Annotated in this window: 14 protein-coding genes and 5 pseudogenes; 8 read left to right on the forward strand and 11 right to left on the reverse strand. The window is 60.1% G+C overall.

The annotated features are described in order from the left end of the window. Positions 1 to 267 precede the first annotated feature (267 nt). Together HT737_RS01000 and HT737_RS31590 are read left to right on the forward strand one after the other, a co-directional pair. Positions 268 to 2,553 carry an autotransporter outer membrane beta-barrel domain-containing protein gene (locus HT737_RS01000; protein ID WP_306287127.1) on the forward strand — a complete coding sequence of 762 codons (2,286 nt, stop codon included), beginning with the start codon at positions 268 to 270 and terminating at the stop codon, positions 2,551 to 2,553. Between the two features lie 31 nt (positions 2,554 to 2,584). Continuing rightward, positions 2,585 to 2,803: an autotransporter outer membrane beta-barrel domain-containing protein gene (locus HT737_RS31590; protein ID WP_306287128.1), complete on the forward strand. Its 219-nt coding sequence runs from the start codon at positions 2,585 to 2,587 to the stop codon at positions 2,801 to 2,803. Between the two features lie 52 nt (positions 2,804 to 2,855). On the opposite strand, the gene HT737_RS01005 is transcribed toward HT737_RS31590, so the two are convergent. From HT737_RS01005 to HT737_RS01020, 4 genes and pseudogenes are all read right to left on the reverse strand, one after another. Continuing rightward, complete coding sequence (locus tag HT737_RS01005; RefSeq protein WP_047294296.1) at positions 2,856 to 3,497, reverse strand: DUF1345 domain-containing protein; 642 nt, start codon at positions 3,495 to 3,497, stop codon at positions 2,856 to 2,858. Positions 3,498 to 3,610: 113 nt separating this feature from the next. After that, positions 3,611 to 3,844 (reverse strand): hypothetical protein, encoded by a 234-nt coding sequence (locus HT737_RS01010; protein ID WP_182401040.1) that lies wholly within the window; start codon positions 3,842 to 3,844, stop codon positions 3,611 to 3,613. Positions 3,845 to 4,074: 230 nt separating this feature from the next. Then, a pseudogene (locus HT737_RS01015) lies at positions 4,075 to 7,174 on the reverse strand (multidrug efflux RND transporter permease subunit). Between the two features lie 15 nt (positions 7,175 to 7,189). Beyond that, positions 7,190 to 8,347 (reverse strand): efflux RND transporter periplasmic adaptor subunit, encoded by a 1,158-nt coding sequence (locus HT737_RS01020; protein WP_121185355.1) that lies wholly within the window; start codon positions 8,345 to 8,347, stop codon positions 7,190 to 7,192. Positions 8,348 to 8,623: 276 nt separating this feature from the next. Here HT737_RS01020 and HT737_RS01025 point away from each other — a divergent pair, with 276 nt between their 5' ends. Further along, a complete protein-coding gene (locus tag HT737_RS01025) occupies positions 8,624 to 9,325 on the forward strand; it encodes a response regulator transcription factor (protein ID WP_007963407.1) in 702 nt (233 codons plus the stop codon). Between the two features lie 4 nt (positions 9,326 to 9,329). After that, a complete protein-coding gene (locus HT737_RS01030; RefSeq protein WP_121185357.1) occupies positions 9,330 to 10,631 on the forward strand; it encodes an ATP-binding protein in 1,302 nt (433 codons plus the stop codon). A gap of 107 nt (positions 10,632 to 10,738) precedes the next feature. On the opposite strand, the gene pncA is transcribed toward HT737_RS01030, so the two are convergent. From pncA to HT737_RS01050, 4 genes and pseudogenes are all read right to left on the reverse strand, one after another. Further along, positions 10,739 to 11,365 (reverse strand): bifunctional nicotinamidase/pyrazinamidase, encoded by a 627-nt coding sequence (gene pncA / locus HT737_RS01035; RefSeq protein ID WP_121185359.1) that lies wholly within the window; start codon positions 11,363 to 11,365, stop codon positions 10,739 to 10,741. A gap of 50 nt (positions 11,366 to 11,415) precedes the next feature. Beyond that, positions 11,416 to 12,173, reverse strand: a pseudogene (locus HT737_RS01040) (transcriptional regulator). Then, complete coding sequence (locus tag HT737_RS01045; protein ID WP_230679381.1) at positions 12,170 to 12,628, reverse strand: sigma-70 family RNA polymerase sigma factor; 459 nt, start codon at positions 12,626 to 12,628, stop codon at positions 12,170 to 12,172. Before HT737_RS01045 ends, HT737_RS01040 begins: the two are co-directional and overlap by 4 nt. Positions 12,629 to 12,718: 90 nt before the next feature. After that, entirely contained in the window at positions 12,719 to 13,252 is a 534-nt protein-coding gene (locus HT737_RS01050; RefSeq protein WP_047294307.1) for a tetratricopeptide repeat protein, read from the reverse strand. 175 nt (positions 13,253 to 13,427) lie between these two features. Between HT737_RS01050 and HT737_RS01055 the strand changes: the two genes are divergently transcribed. The 3 genes and pseudogenes from HT737_RS01055 (at position 13,428) to nudC (ending at position 16,087) form a co-directional block, all read left to right on the forward strand. Next, complete coding sequence (locus tag HT737_RS01055) at positions 13,428 to 14,201, forward strand: class I SAM-dependent methyltransferase (protein ID WP_182401042.1); 774 nt, start codon at positions 13,428 to 13,430, stop codon at positions 14,199 to 14,201. Between the two features lie 237 nt (positions 14,202 to 14,438). After that, positions 14,439 to 15,250, forward strand: a pseudogene (locus HT737_RS01060) (crotonase/enoyl-CoA hydratase family protein). Between the two features lie 6 nt (positions 15,251 to 15,256). Further along, a complete protein-coding gene (nudC, locus tag HT737_RS01065) occupies positions 15,257 to 16,087 on the forward strand; it encodes an NAD(+) diphosphatase (RefSeq protein ID WP_041063748.1) in 831 nt (276 codons plus the stop codon). Here nudC and HT737_RS01070 read toward each other — a convergent pair. After that, positions 16,055 to 16,833: pseudogene (locus HT737_RS01070) on the reverse strand (TSUP family transporter). The gene nudC and the pseudogene HT737_RS01070 sit on opposite strands and share 33 nt — an antisense overlap. Before the next feature lie 287 nt (positions 16,834 to 17,120). On the opposite strand from HT737_RS01070, the pseudogene HT737_RS01075 reads away from it, so the two are divergent. Beyond that, positions 17,121 to 18,097 (forward strand): annotated as a pseudogene (locus HT737_RS01075) (LLM class flavin-dependent oxidoreductase). Positions 18,098 to 18,219: 122 nt separating this feature from the next. On the opposite strand, the gene HT737_RS01080 reads toward HT737_RS01075, so the two are convergent. Then, a complete protein-coding gene (locus HT737_RS01080; protein ID WP_047294316.1) occupies positions 18,220 to 18,699 on the reverse strand; it encodes a nuclear transport factor 2 family protein in 480 nt (159 codons plus the stop codon). Between the two features lie 56 nt (positions 18,700 to 18,755). Beyond that, positions 18,756 to 19,319 carry a TetR/AcrR family transcriptional regulator gene (locus tag HT737_RS01085; protein WP_041063753.1) on the reverse strand — a complete coding sequence of 188 codons (564 nt, stop codon included), beginning with the start codon at positions 19,317 to 19,319 and terminating at the stop codon, positions 18,756 to 18,758. Between the last annotated feature and the right edge of the window lie 81 nt (positions 19,320 to 19,400).

Raw genomic sequence — 19,400 nt, forward strand, 5'->3', positions numbered from 1 at the left:
TGCTTAACGCTGTGTTGATTAACAGAGTGGAGGTTGTTTGCACCGCGAGAGGGATCTGACGGTCTCTCTCGCGATTTCTACCGATATCAAGGAGGGAAATATCCTGAATGTCTTCACTTCTGAAGGACAAATCGTCACTCATATAAGGACTATTCCTACATTAAACATTCGGTTTTCTCATTAGGCTGTCGGACGTTTTTTGGGTGGGAGCTTTCAACACTGCCAAAAAAACAGTTTCTGTAATCGTGCAGGTTTTGAGGAGTACCCATGTCCATTTTTTTCCTTCCAAAACACTCGAACACTATCAGACTGATGATGGCAGCGGCGTTGATCGCCTCTCCCGAGGCCTACAGCCGAACCCTGTTGCCGGGCGAAAGTGAAGTGGTCACCAATCCACCTGCACCGGAAGCCTGGGTGGTGTCCCAGGGGGGAACGTTGACCGTCAACAACGCGACAGCGCTGACCATCGCTTCACAAAATGCCAATGTCGTTTTCAACGGTGGCCAGAGCCGGCGTATCGATGCCAACACCTCCTCGTTGAATATGACCGGCGCCACGGTCAATAGCGCGGCGGGCCGGGGAGCCATTCAACTGCTCAACAGCAATGCAACGATCAACAACTCGACGATTACCAGTACCAACAGTTTCGGGCTTCTGCTGGGACGAAACATCAACACGCCAGCCTCTTCCTCCGCCACCGTTTCGGGTAACAGTGTCATCACCGGCGTGACTGGCGGTGTAAACGCGGTAGGTTTTGCCGTGCTGAACCTTACAGACTCCACTGTCGTCGGCACGGGCGCTACCAGTTACGGCGTGCAATTGGGCGGCGCAACACTTTCAGCGACGGGCAGCACGATCACTGGCGCGAAGGACGGGTTGCAAATCGTGACTGACTCGGAAGGCGTCAACGCCAGTACCGTGACGCTCGACAATACTCGCGTGAACGGTGGAACCGGGTCAGCTATCGTGCTGGGTTCCTCCGCCAGGGCCGGGACTGTCGCCAACATCAATGTCAGTGGCAACTCTGAACTGATCGGCGGCGATGGCTCGGTTTTGAAGGCGATCAACCGCTCCACCGCCAACTTCAATGTCGATGGCAGTACCCTGGCAGGTGATGTGAATGCCGAGACCGGCAGTACGGTTGCACTGCTGATGCAGAACGGCGCCACGCTCAACGGCAATCTGCAGAATGTCACCCGGTCCCGGTTCGACACCGGCGCTACCTTGAACGGCAACGTAGAAGCCGTGGCGGGAACCGCGGCCACTGTCAGCCTGGACAATGGCTCAGCCATCAACGGTAACGTCGACAATGTCGCCAGCCTGTCGCTGAACAATGGCAGCACGCTGACCGGTAACGTCACCAGCGATGCCAACGGCAGTGTGCTGCTGGATAACAGTTCGGTACTCACCGGCCAGATCAATAACTCGGCTAACCTGACCATCAACAATGCTGCGCGATGGGTCATGACCGACGACAGCACCGTGCAGCAACTGGGCATGAACAATGGTGTCGTGCAAATGGGCACCAACGAGCAATTTCAGCGACTGAACGTCGGCAATCTCACAGGTAACGGCACCTTCGTGATGGGCACCGACCTGGGAACAGGCAGTACCGACTTCCTGAACGTGACCGGCACCGCAAGCGGTCAGCATCAATTGCTGGTTTCTGCCACGGGCACGACGCCGGTTACTGCAGAACCGGTGCAAGTCGGCAACATTGCCGCCGGCACTGCTGCTTTTGCGCTGGCCAACAAGGACACAGTGGATGCCGGCACATTCGTTTACCGATTGAAGCAGGAGGGGCAGGGCTTGTACCTCACCCCGGACAAGGAAACTGTCAGCACCTCGGCCAACACCGCGCTGGCTTTGGCCGGCAGTGCCCGCAGCGTGCTGAACGCCGAAATGAACATGCTTAGCGACCAGATCGGCGATCGTGGTCTGAGTATCCGCCCCGATGCTGCGCTTCGCGCGGCGAGTGACAGTGATACCACCAAGCTGAGCAACAGCGTCTGGGTACGCACTTATGGCAACCAGTACAACGTCAAAAATGCCTACGGCGACGGCTACACCCAGAACCAGAACGGCGTCACTGGTGGTGCCGATACCACCGTGGACATCGGCGGTCGCCCTTGGGTGATCGGTGGTTTTGTAGGTTCCAGCCGTACCAACATGGATCTCAAATACGGCTCCAGCGCGACGGTCGACAGTCTGAACGTCGGCGTCTACGGCAGCACCTACGATGTTGAAAGCGGCGTGTTCGTCAACGTCATGGCCAAGGTCAATCAGTTCGACAACAAGGCCAAGGTCACCATGAGCGATGGCACGCGGGCTAAGGGCGATTACAAGGCTCTGGGCGCCAGCGGTTCGGTGGCGGTCGGCAAGCATATTCGCCTGAAGGACAACTGGTTTGTCGAGCCGCAGGTCCGGGTATCGACCGGTGTGACCCAGAGCGACAGCTATCGGTTGGACAACGGTCTTGAAGTCGAAGCCGACACCATGCGTTCGCTTCAGGGCAATGTCGGTGTAAGGGGGGGGGCGAGTCATTGCGCTTGAAAACGGCAGTCTGTTGGAGCCGAGCCTGTCTTTGGGTGCCAACCATGAGTTCGTCAAAGCCAACCGGATCAAGATCAACGACGACAGCTTCGATGATGATCGCGCCAGCAGCGGGGTTGAATATGGAGCGGGTCTGAAGTGGACGCCGGCACAACGCAACTGGCAGGTTTCGGGCCAGGTTGGCGGCAGCAAGGGCAATACTGTCAACCAGGACTGGAGTGGCAGCCTGCGAGTCAGTTATTTCTTCTGATGCGCTGAAACAACAACGCCCCGTGCAGAGATGTCGGGGCGTTTTTTTGCGCTCAGCCGAACAATCCGGCGGCGATGTTGATCGAGAAACCCAGAATCGCCGTATTGAATACGAAACCGATCAGCGACTGTGCCAGCACGATCTTTCGAATCTCACGCGTTGCCACGCCGACATCCGCCGTCTGCACAGCCACGCCGATGGTGAACGAGAAGTACAGAAAGTCCCAGTAGTTGGGCGTCGTCAGACCTTCGGCAAATCGCAGCGCCGGCTCCTTGCCGTCCCAGGTGTAAAACAGCCGGGCATAGTGAACGCAGAAAATCACCCCGATCAGCAGCCACGAGCCGATGACCGTCAGCGTGGTAAAACCGTAGTGCAGGAGTTTACGGGTGGTTTCCAGATCCTTGCTGCCAGCCAGCTCGACGGTAATGGTCGCCAGGCTCGCCAACGCCGCGATGCAGACGACAAACAGCACCAGCCCGGCATTTTCATCCTCGACTTCGGCAATACGTTTGACGTCCGGCGCTTTGGCGCGGATGGTCAGCCAAAGCATCAGGATCAGGTAAGTCCAGACCCCGGCGTTCCAGCCGATGAGGATTTTGCTGATGACGGATTCCGCTGGGGCCAGGAGGCCTGCGGCAAGGCCTAACAAGGCGGCGGCAGAGAGGCGAGGGTGGGTGCGGGCGAGGAAGCGCATGGGAGGCTCTGTGTTGACGGTGTCGAGCAAACCATAGCATGGGTATGGGTTCTGGCAGGTGGCAGGAGGGCGAACAAAAAAAACCTTGAACCTTTGTCAGCTTTGACAGAGGTTCAAGGTTTTTTTCGTTTCAGATGGACTGGCGCATAAAAGCATCGGTTTTGGATATGAAGCTTGCCTTTGGAGACCGTCACGATTTCCGGAAGAGGATCCCCGTTCTGCCCCTGGAACTCGAATTCGGCTTCAATCTGCCCCTTGTCTGAGCCGACAGCAGGGAGCTTGAAAAAAGTGACTGTCCCTCGAATCGCTCGGTAAAAAGGGTCGATACCAACGGCGAGTCTTTCCACGAACACTGCCCTGACCAAACTCGAATCCGTAGCTTCCCTTCACTGGCGGCTTCAGACCATCGACATCAGCGGTTGCCATCTGCATTGCCCTTGACATTCGACATGAGCAGCTCTTGATTCAAGTCAAACCGCGAAGTGAAACGTGACAGGAGCTAGCCTGAACGCCTCAGGCCATCGGCGAACCTGTCAATGTTGACAGGTGTAAAAGCCGACCGTCTTATAGTGAAGCATCATTTTTTTCCGGCCCATCGGGTTACGGCTTTCACCACAACCACAAAAAACACCGGCACAAAGATCACCGCCAAAGTCGCGGTGATCATCCCGCCAATTACTCCGGTACCAATCGCTTGCTGACTCGCCGAACTCGCGCCCGTGGCAATCGCCAACGGCACCACGCCCAGAATGAACGCCAGCGACGTCATGACAATCGGCCGTAACCGCAGACGCGCCGCTTGCAACGTGGCGTCAATCAGATCGTGACCTTCGTCGTACAGGCTCTTGGCAAACTCGATGATCAGGATCGCGTTCTTCGCCGACAGGCCGATGATGGTGATCAGGCCGACCTTGAAGAACACGTCGTTGGGCATCCCGCGCAAAGTCACCGCCAGCACTGCGCCAAGCACACCGAGCGGCACCACCAGCAGCACGGAAGTCGGAATCGACCAGCTCTCATACAACGCCGCCAGGCACAGGAACACGATCAGCAGCGACAGGCCGAGCAGGATCGGCGCCTGACTGCCGGACAAACGTTCCTGCAGCGACAGCCCGGTCCATTCCTGACCCAGGCCTTTCGGCCCTTGGGCGACCAGTCGTTCAATCTCTGCCATCGCTTCACCGGTACTGTGCCCCGGCGACGGTTCGCCAGAAATCGCAATCGCCGGGTAACCGTTGTAACGGGTCAGTTGCGCCGGGCCTTGGGTCCATTTCGCCTGGACGAACGCCGACAGCGGCACCATGTGCCCGGCGTTATTGCGCACGTGCATTTTCAGCAGATCATCGACCTGACTGCGCTGATCGCCTTCGGCCTGGACCACCACCCGCTGCATGCGCCCCTGATTGGGGAAGTCGTTGATGTACGAAGAACCCACGGCGGTGGACAGCACGTTGCCGATGTCGGCGAACGACACACCCAGCGCGTTGGCCTGCTTGCGGTCCACTTCCAGTTGCACCTGCGGCGCTTCGGCCAGCGCGCTTTCGCGCACGTTCATCAGGATCGGGCTTTTTCTCGGCGGCGGCGAGCAATTCGGTACGCGCCTGCATCAACGTCGCGTGACCGAGACCGCCGCGATCCTGCAGACGGAATTCGAAGCCGCTGGAAGTACCGAGACCGTCAACCGGTGGCGGCAACACCGCAAACGCGATGGCGTCCTTGATCTGGCTCAGGGCGATGTTGGCGCGGTCAGCAATGGAAGTAGCCGAATCGTCGCTGCCGCGTTCTGACCAGTCTTTCAGGGTGGTGAACGCCAGTGCCGCATTCTGCCCGCTACCGGAGAAGCTGAAGCCGAGAATCACCGTGCTGTCCCCCACCCCCGGTTCACTGGCGTTGTGCGCCTCGATCTGCTCGACCACCTGCACCGTACGGTTCTTGCTCGCGCCCGGCGGCAGCTGAATATCGGTGATGGTGTAACCCTGATCCTCGACCGGCAGAAACGAGGAGGGCAGCCGCGCGAAGCACAACCCCATGCCGATCAGCAGCACGCCATAGATCAACAGATAACGTCCGCTGCGCTTCAGCGCGTAACCGACCCAGCCTTGATAGCGATCGGTCAGTTGCTCGAAGCGGCGATTGAACCAACCGAAGAAACCGCTCTTTTCATGATGCTCGCCCTTGGCAATCGGCTTGAGCAGCGTGGCGCACAAGGCAGGCGTCAGCGTCAGGGCCAGGAATGCCGAGAACAGGATCGACGTCGCCATCGACAGCGAGAACTGCCGGTAAATCACGCCCACCGAACCCTGCATAAATGCCATCGGAATGAACACCGCCACCAGCACCAGCGTGATGCCGATGATCGCTCCGGTGATCTGGGTCATCGCCTTGCGCGTCGCCTCTTTCGGCGACAGGCCTTCGGTGGCCATGATCCGTTCAACGTTCTCCACCACCACGATGGCGTCGTCCACCAGAATGCCGATGGCCAGCACCATGCCGAACATGGTCAGCACGTTGATCGAGAAACCCAGCGCGAGCATGGTCGCGAAGGTGCCCATCAGCGCCACCGGCACCACCAGCGTCGGGATTAGCGTATAGCGGATGTTCTGCAGGAACAGGAACATCACCGCGAACACCAGCAGCATCGCCTCGCCGAGGGTGTAGACCACTTTGGTGATCGAGACTTTGACGAACGGCGAGGTGTCGTACGGAATCTTGTATTCGACGCCCGCCGGGAAGTAGCGCGACAACTCGTCCATCTTCGCCCGGATCAACGTGGCGGTCGCCAGCGCATTGGCCCCCGGCGCCAGTTGCACGCCAACGGCGGTGGACGGCTTGCCGTTCAGGCGCGTGCCGAACTGGTATTCCTGACTGCCGATCTCGACCCGCGCCACATCGCTGATGCGTACGGTAGAACCATCGGGGTTGGCCTTGAGCACGATGTCGGCGAATTCTTCCGGCGTCGACAACTGACCCTTGACCAGAATGGTCGCGGTGATTTCCTGCGTAGACGGATTGGGTAAATCGCCGATGCTGCCCGCCGAAACCTGGGCGTTCTGCGCGACGATGGCGGCGTTGACGTCGGCCGGGGTCAGGTTGAAACCGATCAGCTTCTGCGGATCGATCCAGATCCGCATCGCGCGTTCAGCGCCGTACAGTTGGGCCTTGCCGACGCCGTCGATGCGTTTGATTTCGTTCATCACGTTGCGCGCCAGGTAATCGCTGAGCGCTACGTCATCGAGTTTGCCGTCGCTGGAGGTCAGGGTGATCAGCAGCAGGAAGCCGGCGGAGACTTTCTCCACCTGCAGGCCTTGCTGATTGACCGCCTGCGGCAGGCGCGATTCGACCACTTTGAGGCGGTTCTGCACATCAACCTGCGCCAGTTCCGGGTTGGTGCCCGGCTGGAAGGTGGCCTTGATCGTCGCGCTGCCGAGGCTACTCTGCGATTCGAAGTACAGCAGGTGATCGGCGCCGTTGAGCTCTTCTTCGATCAGGCTGACCACGCTTTCATCGACGGTTTGCGCCGAGGCACCGGGGTACACCGCATAGATTTCGATTTGTGGCGGCGCGACGTCGGGGTACTGCGCCACCGGCAATTGCGGGATGGCCAGCGCACCGGCCAACAGGATGAACAGGGCGACAACCCAGGCGAACACCGGGCGGTCAATAAAGAACTGCGGCATAGAAGAGCGTCCTGCTTACTGACCAGAAGTCTGGGCAAGGGGAAGAGGGGTGTCGTCGATCTGCACTTTTTCGCCGGGACGGGCGTGTTGCAGGCCTTCGATGACAATACGGTCGCCGGGCTTGAGGCCGCCGGTGACGATCCAGCGGTCGTTTTGCACTGCGCCCAGTTGCACCGGTTGCTGCGCCACGCGCATCTGCTGGTCGACAGTCAGTACCTGAGCGATACCTGCGCTGTCACGCTGCACCGCACGTTGCGGTACGGTGATGCCGTTCTGCACGGTCGCTTGTTGCAGGCGTACGCGGATGAAACTGCCCGGCAACAGGTCGAGATCGGGATTGGGGAACTCGCTGCGCAGGATGATCTGGCCAGTGCCCGGGTCGACCGTGATGTCGCTGAACAGCAACTTGCCCGGTAACGGATAGAGACTGCCGTCATCCTGAATCAGTGTGGCCTTGACCTGATCCTGACCGACTGCCTGCAACTGCCCGGAACGGAATGCGCGGCGCAGTTCGTTGAGTTCACGGGTCGACTGGGTAAGGTCGGCGTAGATCGGATTGAGCTGCTGGATCAGCGCCAGTGGCGTGGTTTCGTTCTGCCCGACCAGCGCGCCTTCGGTGACCAGCGCACGGCCGACACGGCCGGAAATCGGCGCGGTGACGGTGGCGTAGCCGAGGCTCAGCTTCGCACGCTCTACTGCGGCTTTATTGGCGGCCACATCGGCGGCGGTTTGCCGGGCATTGGCGCGGGCGTTGTCGTAGTCCTGAGCGCTGATGGCCTTGTCGTCGATCAACTGCGCGTAGCGCTGCTCTTGCAACTTTGCCTGAAAGGCGTTGGCCTCGGCCTTGCGCAGCGCGGCTTCGGCGCTGTCCAGATCAGCCTTGAACGGTGCCGGGTCGATGCGGAACAGCACGTCGCCCTTTTTCACGTCGCTGCCTTCGCGGAACGTGCGTTGCAGGACCACGCCAGCCACCCGAGCCCGCACTTCGGCGATGCGCGGTGCGGCGATGCGCCCGCTCAGTTCACTGCTGATCGACAGGGGGCGGGTTTCGATGGTTTCGATGCGCACGGTGGCCGGCGGCGCTTCTTCTTCGGCCTTCGAAGATGAATCACAGGCGCTCAGCAACGACGCAACAGCGATCAGGCCGAGCCCGGCCAGAAGTTTTTTCGACATGTACCACCCCCAATATTGAAGCCCGCATCCTAAGGCCAGACGCCGAGGGTAGCGGTGAAGCTTTGTAGGCGCTGTGTGAAATTGTGTAAGGGTTTTACTCAGGGACGGGTGAGGCGTATATCCTTTACGCCTTGAATTCTTTTGTGACGGTTGGACCGCTTTCGCGAGCAGGCTCGCCCCCACACAGGTTTTGTGAACGACGCAAAATCGATGTGGGCGCGAGCCTGCTCGCGAAGAGGGTCTGACATCCACCACAGCAATATCTGGAACACCCCCATGCCCAACATCCTCCTGGTCGAAGACGACACCGCCCTCGCCGAACTGATTTCCAGCTACCTGGAGCGCAACGGCTATTCCGTCAGCGTGATCGGGCGTGGCGACCATGTGCGTGAACGGGCACGGATCAATCCGCCGGATCTGGTCATTCTCGACCTGATGCTGCCGGGGCTTGACGGCCTGCAAGTCTGCCGTCTGCTGCGGGCCGATTCGGCGACGCTGCCGATCCTTATGCTGACCGCCCGCGACGACAGCCACGATCAGGTGCTGGGCCTGGAAATGGGCGCCGACGATTACGTCACCAAGCCCTGCGAGCCACGGGTTCTGCTGGCCCGGGTGCGTACTTTGCTGCGCCGCAGCAGCCTTGGTGAGCCGATGACGGTCAATGACCGGATCGTCATGGGCAATCTGTGCATCGACCTGTCCGAACGCACGGTTTCCTGGCGCGATCAACCGGTGGAGCTGTCCAGCGGCGAATACAATTTGCTGGTGGTGCTGGCCCGGCATGCCGGTGAAGTGCTGAGCCGCGATCAGATCCTGCAACGTCTGCGCGGCATCGAGTTCAACGGCACCGATCGTTCGGTGGACGTGGCGATTTCCAAGCTGCGGCGCAAATTCGACGACCACGCCGGCGAGGCGCGCAAGATCAAGACCGTGTGGGGCAAGGGGTATCTGTTCAGCCGTTCCGAATGGGAATGCTGAGCTGATGTTCAGAATCCTGTTTCGCCTGTATCTGGTGACGATCGTCTCCTACAGCGCGGCAATCTATCTGGTGCCGGATCTGGTGATCATGGCGTTCCGCGAGCGCTTTATCACTTATAACCTCGACTATTCGCGGGGCCTGCAATCGCTGATTACCCGCCAGTTTCACGCGGTGCCGCAGGATCAATGGCCGGCGCTGGCGCAGTCGATGGACAAGGACTTTCAGCCGCTGCACATCGTTCTGGCGCGCATCGACGACGCCGGTTTCACCGCCCCCGAGCAGGCGCGTTTGCGCCGTGGGGAAAACGTGGTGCGTATAGGCGATTGGGGCTGGCGCACGTTGGCGGTGACCCCGCTGAACGACGATGTCGCGGTGCAAATGGTGGTGCCGCCGGATCCGCTGGACGTCAATTTGTTGTACTGGAGCATCAACGTGCTGATCGGCGCGACCATGCTCGCTTGCCTGCTGTTGTGGATTCGTCCGCACTGGCGTGATCTGGAGCGTCTCAAGGGTGCCGCCGAGCGCTTCGGTAAAGGCCACCTGAGCGAGCGTACGCAGATTCCCGCCAGCTCCAACATCGGCAGCCTGGCCAATGTCTTCGACACCATGGCCGGCGATATCGAGGATTTGCTCAACCAGCAGCGCGACCTGCTCAATGCGGTGTCTCACGAATTGCGCACGCCGCTGACCCGTCTGGATTTCGGTCTGGCCCTGGCGCTGTCCGATGATTTGCCGGCGACCAGTCGCGAGCGCCTGCAAGGGCTGGTGGCGCACATCCGCGAACTGGATGAGTTGGTGCTGGAACTGTTGTCTTACAGCCGCCTGCAGAATCCGGCGCAATTACCGGAACAGGTTGAGGTTTCGCTGGATGAGTTCATCGACAGCATTCTGGGCAGCGTCGATGAAGAGCTGGAATCACCGGACATCGTCATTGATGTGCTGCTGCATGGTCAGCTCGAACGCTTTTCGCTGGATCCGCGTCTGACCGCCCGAGCGATCCAGAACCTGCTGCGCAATGCCATGCGCTATTGCGAGAAGCGTATCCAGATTGGCGTGCAGGTCAGCCCTGATGGCTGCGGGATCTGGGTCGACGATGATGGGATTGGTATCCCGGATGACGAGCGCGAGCGGATTTTCGAACCGTTCTATCGCCTGGATCGCAGCCGCGACCGCGCTACCGGTGGTTTTGGTCTGGGCCTGGCCATCAGCCGCCGGGCGCTGGAGGCGCAGGGCGGAACGCTGACGGTAGAAAGTTCGCCGCTGGGTGGGGCGCGGTTCAGGCTGTGGTTGCCCACTGCAAGCTGAGCATCAACCCACTGTAGGAGCTGTCGAGTGAAACGAGGCTGCGATCTTTTGATCTTGTTCTTGAAATCAGAATCAAAAGATCGCAGCGTGCCGCAGCTCCTACAGGGTCAGATGAGTTGGTTTGACTGGATCAGGCCAACGCCGGCCGTCTGCATCCGCTCCATGGCCGTCGCCAGTGAGCCCTCCATATCAATCGCGCGACAGGCATCCAGCACCACAAACGTATTGAACCCCGCCGCCCGCGCGTCCAGCGCCGAGAACATCACACAGAAATCCAGCGCCAGACCGACCATGTACACCGTGTCGATACCGCGTTCTTTCAGGTATCCGGCCAGACCGGTGGTGGTGCGCCGGTCCGCCTCGACAAACGCCGAATAGCTGTCGATGTCCGGGTTGCAGCCCTTGCGGATGATCAGTTGCGCGTGGGGCAGCTTCAGCTCGCAGTGAAATTGGGCGCCGACGGTGCCTTGCACGCAGTGATCCGGCCAGAGGACCTGCTCGCCGTAGGGCAACTGGATCACATCGTAAGGCTTGCGCCCGGGGTGACTCGAGGCAAACGAGGCGTGGCCGCTCGGGTGCCAGTCCTGGGCAATGATCACTTGTTTGAACAGGCCGCTGAGGCGATTGATCAGCGGCACGATCAGATCGCCCTCGGGTACGGCCAACTGGCCGCCCGGGGTGAAGTCGTTCTGCACGTCAATGACCAGCAGGGCGCTGCGGGGTGAAATCTGCATCGGTGGTTCCTCCTTGGATAATCACGCGCTCAGCATAATGGCAGCGGCACTCATGCGCTCAACCGTTCGATCAGGCGCCTGGCCAGATCTTCCAGTTCCGGCGCCGGGTTGCGCCCGATCAACATCCACGCATGCTCGCCTTCGGTCCAGTACACCACGTTCATTTCATGGCGCCGTTCGTGCGCCAGTGGCCGGCTGCCGCTATTGGAGCGGGTCACGCACAAGGCCAGCGGCCCGTGCCGGGCGTCCAGATAGGTCAGTTGCGCAATCGGTACGCCGTCGTACTCGAGCATTTGTGCACGTTTGAGTTCCGCGCCCGGCAACCTCACCAGTGCCGGCGACAGACTCAGCCCCAATCGTGCATCCACCGCACGCAGTTGCACGCGCTGGCTGGCTTCGTCGCCCGGCAAATGATCAAGCGTCTGCGGCACATACAGCGCCATATAGTCGCCCACCAAGCGCGCCAGTTATGCGCCTGCTGTGACTGCCAGGCGAGAAACAGGCGATCGGCCAATACGCCGCCCGCCAGCAGACTCGCGGCAGCCGCACCGATAAACCAGCGTCGACTCAAGCCCGGCCGCTGGGGAGCGGGGATGGCATCGAGGCGCGCCTGCAAACGCTCCAGCGGCGCCTGTTGCGCCAGTTCGTCATAGGCATCCTTGTACGGCAGACTGCTGCGCTCGAACCATTGCACGCGCAGGCTGAGCAACGGGTCGTCGGCAATTGCGCTGTCGAGCTGCTTGCGATACGCCGGGTCCAGCTCATCATCAAGGTAGGCCACCAGTTGTTCGTCGGAGGGCTTGTTCATGGGCGGTCACCTCCGGTGGTTTTCGGCACGGCTTGCAGCGGCGGGTATTCGGCCAGTTTCAGCCGCGCGGTGGCCAGACGACTCATCACCGTACCGATCGGCACTTGCAGGATCTCGGCGACTTCGCGGTAGGACAGGCCTTCGACGTAAGCCAGGTACACGGTTTCGCGCTGGGTTTCCGGCAACGCATCGACCCGGCGAATCACCTGCGCCGCCATGACGTGGGTTTGTGCGGCGTATTCGCCGTCGAAGGCCAGTTGCCCGTCGGCATCGACCTGGCCCGCCCCCTGACGCACCCGGCGGGCGCGCACTTCATTGAGCCAGATCGAATGCAGGATGCTCAGCAACCAGCGATCCATGCGCGTGCCGGCCACATATTGCCCGGCACGTTCCAGCGCCCGCACGCACGTAGCCTGCACCAGATCCTCGGCCACGTGCCGATTGCGCGACAGCAGCAGGCCGTAGCGCCACAGTCGCGCCAGATGCTGTCCGAGTTCTGCTCTGAATGCCTGATCGCTGACGATGATGGCGTTCCTTTATCTGTTTCAGGTTTTCGATGAATCGTTGATGGCTTCAGCCAGGTCCTGGTATTCCTCGCAAGAGGTTCCGCAAATCGATTTGATCTGCTGCAACTGTTCCTGCGCCAGGTCGACGCGGCCCTTGATTACATAGGCTTCGCCGAGGTATTCACGCACTTGCGCGTACTGCGGATCGAGTTTCACCGATTGCAGGTAATAGCCGATGCCTTCATCGGTACGCCCGAGTTTTCGCGTGGCGTAACCGCGATAGTTGAGGGCTTTGGCAGTGTTCGGTTGTTTGAGGGTGTCGAGCAGGGCCAGGGCTTCTTCGTATCGACCGTCCTTGGCCAGCCTGTAGGCGTAATCGGTACGGTCGGCATCCGGCACGGCACGGCTGGTCTGCATCACGCATTTCTGCGATTGGCTGTCCCAGACCTGGCCTTTGGGGCAATTGGGTTTCTGCACGGGCGCACTTTCATCACCGTTGGCAAACGCCATCGACGCAGACAACGCGGTCACCAGCAGCAACGGGGCGGCGAACATAACGGAACGGATAGTCATGGGCAAGGCTCCACAGAGGGTTATGTTTCACTTTGAACACCACAGCACGGCATTTTATTCATGGCTTTGTCAGGCTCTGTTCAAGGTAAGCGCAAATTGTGGCGTTATGCTCAGGAACGCCAGCCGTCCATCCAGCGCCTGACGATGTCACCGCGCTGCCATACGAGGAACTGCCATGAACGATCAGGTCCATCACTCCGCTGCTGCCGGCTACAAGACTGCCGCCGACACCTACATCAAAGGGCGCCCGGACTACCCGCCGCAGGTCAGCCAGTGGTTGACCCAGACCTTGGGTCTGGACAGTCACAAGACGGTCATCGATCTGGGTGCCGGTACCGGCAAGTTCACCGGCCGGCTGGTGGCGACTGACGCACAGGTAATCGCCGTGGAGCCGGTGGCGCAGATGCTGGAAAAACTTTCCGCCGCCTGGCCGCAGGTGCTGGCGGTGAGCGGTACGGCGACCGATCTGCCACCGCCGGATGCGTCGGTGGATGCAGTGGTCTGCGCGCAGGCGTTTCACTGGTTCGCCACGCCCGAGGCCTTGAGCGAAATCGCCCGGGTGCTCAAGCCCGGCGGCAAGCTTGGCCTGATCTGGAACCTGCGCGACACGCAAGTCAGTTGGGTGCCGAAACTCGATGCCATCGTTAACGCGCTGGAAGGGGACACGCCGCGTTACTACACCGGCCAATGGCGTCAGGTGTTTCCGCATCCGGCGTTCGGGCCGTTGCACTTGCAGCAGTTCCACCATGGACATACCGGTTCGCCGGAGGACGTGATTTTCAATCGGGTGCGCTCCACCAGTTTCATTGCCGCGTTGCCGCAGGCGCAGCGGGACAAGGTCGATGAGCAGATTCGCGCGCTGATTGCCTCGGAGCCGGCGTTGCGCGGGCGGCATGTGCTGACGGTGCCTTATGAGACGGCGGCGTATGTGGCGGTGAAGGGCGGTTAGATCGGGGCGGCCTCATCGCCAGCAGGCTGGCTCCCACATTTTTGCATCGATACAAAGCATTGTAGGAGCTGCCGCATGATCTTCAAAGTCAAAAGATCGCAGCCTGCGGCAGCTCCTACACGGACTGGAGCGCGGCAAAATTCTTTGTGGAAGTCAGTCCCGCATTTGGCCGAACCGCCATCGTGATGCCTTGTTATAGTTCGGGCCTCATTTTCTGCCCGGTAAAGGATCACTGCCATGACTCAATACACCGCCTTCAGCGTCGAACTGGCCGACAACATCGCGCATGTGCAGATCAATCGTCCGGAAAAGATCAACTCGATGAACGCCGCGTTCTGGAGCGAGATCGTCGAGATTTTCCAGTGGATCGATGACACCGACGAAGTGCGAGTGGTGGTGCTCAGCGGCAACGGCAAACACTTTTCCTCCGGCATCGACCTGATGATGCTCGCTGGCGTCGCCAATGAACTGGGCAAGGACGTTGGCCGTAACGCGCGTCTGCTGCGGCGCAAGATCCTGACCCTGCAAGCCTCGTTCAACGCCGTCGATAATTGCCGCAAACCGGTGCTGGCGGCGATTCAAGCTATTGCCTCGGTGGTGCCATCGACCTGATCGCCGCCTGCGACATGCGTTACGCTGCGGAAGATGCGCAGTTCTCGATCAAGGAAATCGATATCGGCATGGCCGCCGATGTTGGCACTTTGCAACGGTTGCCACGGATCATCGGCGACGGCATGCTGCGTGAACTGGCTTATACCGGTCGCACCTTTGGCGCCGAAGAAGCGCGAAGCATTGGCCTGGTCAATCGTGTGTACAGTGACAAGGAACTGCTGCTCGAAGGCGTGATGGACATTGCTCGCGAGATCGCCCGCAAATCGCCCATCGCGGTCACCGGCACCAAGGAAATGATCAGCTACATGCGTGACCACCGCATTGACGACGGTCTCGAATACGTTGCCACCTGGAACGCCGCCATGTTGCAATCCACCGACTTGCGCGTGGCCATGGCCGCCCATATGAGTAAACAGAAACCCGAATTTCTGGATTGAGAAACCATGACAGCTCGCTGGACCACTGCAGTACTGGACACCGATCAACCCGGCGGCTGGGCCGTGGCGCGCAGCCCCGAAGGCTTTCTGTTCGATGACAACGGCGCGCTGTTCCCCCGGGAATGGCTCAAGCGTCAGGACTTGTCGATCCTCGCCGAGCATGGCATCGGCCATCTTGATGGCGAGCCGGTGTATCTGCTGGAGCTGCACAGTCACAGCGAAGTGCCGGGCTGCAACTGGAAGGGGCTGCGGGCGTTCATGCTCGATGGCGATCACACCGTCTACAAGGTGTTGGGTTATGCCGCGCAGATCGGCACCTGGGCGCGCGAACATCGCTTTTGCGGCAACTGTGGGCAAGCGATGATGCAGGTGCCGAGGGAGCGGGCGATGTATTGCCAGCCGTGTGAGCTGCGCAGTTATCCGCGGATTTCGCCGAGCATGATCGTGCTGGTCACCCGTGGTGACGAGATCCTGCTGGCGCGCTCACCGCGTTTCGTCACCGGGGTCTACAGCACGCTGGCCGGGTTTGCCGAGCCAGGCGAGTCGGCCGAGGATTGTCTGATTCGCGAGGTGCGCGAGGAAGTCAGCATCGAGGTGAAGAACATCCAGTACATGGGCAGTCAGTGCTGGCCGTTCCCGCACTCGATGATGCTGGGGTTCCATGCCGAATATGCCGGTGGCGAGATCGTTTGCCAGGAAGACGAAATCGAAGACGCCCAGTGGTTCAACGTGCACGATTTGCCGCCGTTGCCGGCGTCAAAATCGATTGCCCGTTACCTGATCGACGTCTACGTGGCGCGCCGTTTAGGCCACGCTGAACCAGTGCTGCCAGGCTAGGCGCACAGTCAGCCCCAGCACCACGTGATGAACACCGGACGAATGAACTTGGCGCCGCCGCTGATCGCGGTGCGCGCCCCGAAGAATGCGCCGACCATCACCGACAGGCCCATGCTCAGGCCGATGATCCAGTCCACTTGCCCGGAGAACATGAACACCGACAGCGCCGCAATGTTGCTGACGAAGTTCATGCTGCGCGCTACACCGCTGGCCTTGACCAGGTCGATGGGGTAGAGCAGCAGACTGCTGACGGTCCAGAACGCGCCCGTGCCGGGGCCGGCCACGCCGTCGTAGAAACCGAGGCTGAAGCCTTGGCTCGATTGCCATTTCTTCTTGATGGGTGCGTCGCTGTCCAGCGGCGCTTTTGGCGTTCCGCCGAACAACAGATACAGGCCGCAGGCGAAGACGATCACCGGCAGCATCTTGTTCAGCCATTCCGCCGGCAGGTAATGGGCAACAATCGCGCCGGTCAACGCCCCGACCAGGGTACCGACGATCGCGTGCATCCATTGCCGGGGATGGAACAGTTTGCGCCGGTAGAAGGTGAAGCTGGCGGTGGCCGAGCCGAAAGTCGAACTGAGTTTGTTGGTGCCCAACACCAGGTGTGGCGGCAGGCCGGCCGTCAGCAGCGCGGGCGTGGTCAGCAGACCACCGCCGCCGGCGATGGCGTCGATGAAACCGGCAATGAAAGCGACAAGGGCCAGAACGGCCAGGGTGGTGAGGTCAACGCTGAGTTCGAAAGGCATGGAATCGGCTTATTCGGCAGGGCGCAGAAGGGCTGCGGGGAAGGGCTGACATGTTACTCATTTCCAAGTGTTGCGGCGACCCGTATGGCCGCATCGCTGGCTTGCCAGCGACGCGGCCTGCACAGGCAAAGGCTATTCAACTGTTGCCTACCCAACACCTCGACGACAAATTACCCTCCAAGAATGCAACACCATCAGCCCCAAGCCCAACAAAACCGGGCATTTCAACCCTGGCACGCTTGCTGCTCTATCCCCCACATCTCCGCAAATATCCCGAGGACACGCCAATGAGCAAGCAAGCCGTGAAATTCGCCTACTGGGTGCCGAACGTCAGTGGCGGCCTGGTGGTCAGCAAGATCGAGCAGCGCACCGACTGGGGCATCGACTACAACCGCAAACTGGCGCAACTCGCCGAAGCGGCGGGGTTCGAGTATGCCCTGACGCAGATCCGCTTTACCGCCGGTTACGGTGCCGAGTTCCAGCATGAATCGGTGGCGTTCAGTCATGCGCTGCTGGCAGCTACCACCAGGCTCAAGGTGATCGCGGCGATTCTGCCGGGGCCTTGGCAACCGGCGCTGGCAGCCAAGCAACTGGCGACCGTCGATGTTCCGAGGAATTCATCCGCTCGCTGCGCGGGATCTGGAGCCAGGACAACTTCACTTTTCGCGGCGACTTCTACCGTTTCGACAATTACACCCTCAAACCGAAACCGCTGGGCCGCCCGGAAATCTTCCAGGGTGGCAGTTCCCGTGCGGCAAGGGACATGGCGGCGCGGGTTTCGGACTGGTATTTCACCAACGGCAACAGCGTCGAAGGGATCAAGGCGCAGGTCGATGACATCCGGGCCAAAGCGGCGGCAAACAATCATTCGGTGAAAATCGGCGTCAACGCTTTTGTCATCGCCCGCGACACCGAAGAAGAGGCCCGCGCTGTACTGGCGCAGATCATCGACCAGGCCGACCCGGAAGCGGTGAATGCTTTCGGTGACGCGGCGAAGCAGGCGGGCAAGGCGTCGCCGGAAGGTGAGGGCAACTGGGCGAAATCGACGTTCGAGGATCTGGTGCAATACAACGATGGCTTCAAGACCAACCTGATCGGCACGCCACAGCAGATTGCCGAGCGGATTGTGGCGCTGAAAGCGGTGGGGGTGGATCTGGTGTTGGCGGGGTTTCTGCACTTTCAGGAGGAGGTGGAGTATTTCGGCAAGCGTGTGTTGCCGTTGGTGCGGGAACTGGAGGCTGAAAAGACTGCCGCCGTCGCCTGACCACTACAAGACCAGTGTAGGAGCGAGCTTGCTCGCGAAAGCGGTTTGTCAGTTACTTGAGTATTGACTGACACGACGCCTTCGCGAGCAAGCTCGCTCCCACATTTTCGATCTACATGAACTCAGAGACCGAGATCGGAGAGCCCCGGATGATCATCCGGACGCCGACCCAGCGGCCAATGGAACTTGCGTTCGCTTTCCTTGATCGGCATGTCGTTGATGCAGGCATAGCGCTGGAACATCAGGCCGTGCTCATCGAACTCCCAGTTTTCATTGCCGTAGGAACGGAACCAGTTGCCCGAATCGTCGCGCCATTCATAGGCGTAGCGCACGGCAATCCGCGTATCCGAATAGGCCCAGAGTTCCTTGATCAGGCGATAATCGAGTTCCTTGGCCCACTTACGGGTCAGGAACGCCTTGGCTTCTTCACGGTTGTTGGCGAACTCGGCGCGGTTGCGCCATTTCGTGTCGAGTGTGTAGGCCAGCGACACCTTCTCGGGGTCGCGGGAGTTCCAGCCATCTTCGGCCAGTCGAACTTTTTCGATGGCCGATTCATGGTTGAACGGCGGTAAAGGCGGACGCACTTGGGCAGCAGTCGACATTGTCAGTCTCCCGATCTAATAAACGATTAAACAACGGTTCAGGCTTATTTAAGGCGTTACAGGTCCAATAACTTACGCGCCATGCATTGCGCATTATCAGCGGCACTGTGATCACCCATCACAAGCGCTACGGTAATGGCGCCGTCAATCAGGATCAGCAACTGCCTGGCCAGACGTTGCGGATCTTCGACGCCATGTTCGGTACACAGCTCGCACAGGTAGTCGAGCAGCTTCTGTTTGTGGTCTTTGGCGACCTGGCGCACCGGATCTTCGGGGTCACCGGTCTCGCCACTGGTATTGATGAAGGCGCAGCCGCGGAAGCCTTCCGAGGCGAACCAGCTTTTGAGCACGGTAAACAGGTTCAGCAGGCGGTCGGCCGGGGTTTCGGCCTGATCGACAGCGCTGCGGTACCAGTGCATCCAGCGCACGTCGCGGCGTTGCAGGGCGGCGACGGTCAGCTCCTCCTTGTTGGCGAAGTAGCGGTAGATGCTTTTTCTGGAGACGCCGGCGGTTTTCACCAGAAGATCCATGCCGGTGGCCGCAATGCCACTTTTGTAGATCAACTTTTCGGTGACATCCAGAATGATGTCGCGGGTCGAGGTGTCATTGATTTCGTTCATGTGGCGAACAGTAGAACGATCGTTCTCCTTTCGCAAGCTATTTTTAAGATCAAAAGATCGCAGCCTTCGGCAGCTCCTACA

The organism is Pseudomonas sp. MD195_PC81_125 (genome assembly GCF_014060985.1).
Lineage (GTDB): Bacteria > Pseudomonadota > Gammaproteobacteria > Pseudomonadales > Pseudomonadaceae > Aquipseudomonas > Aquipseudomonas parakoreensis.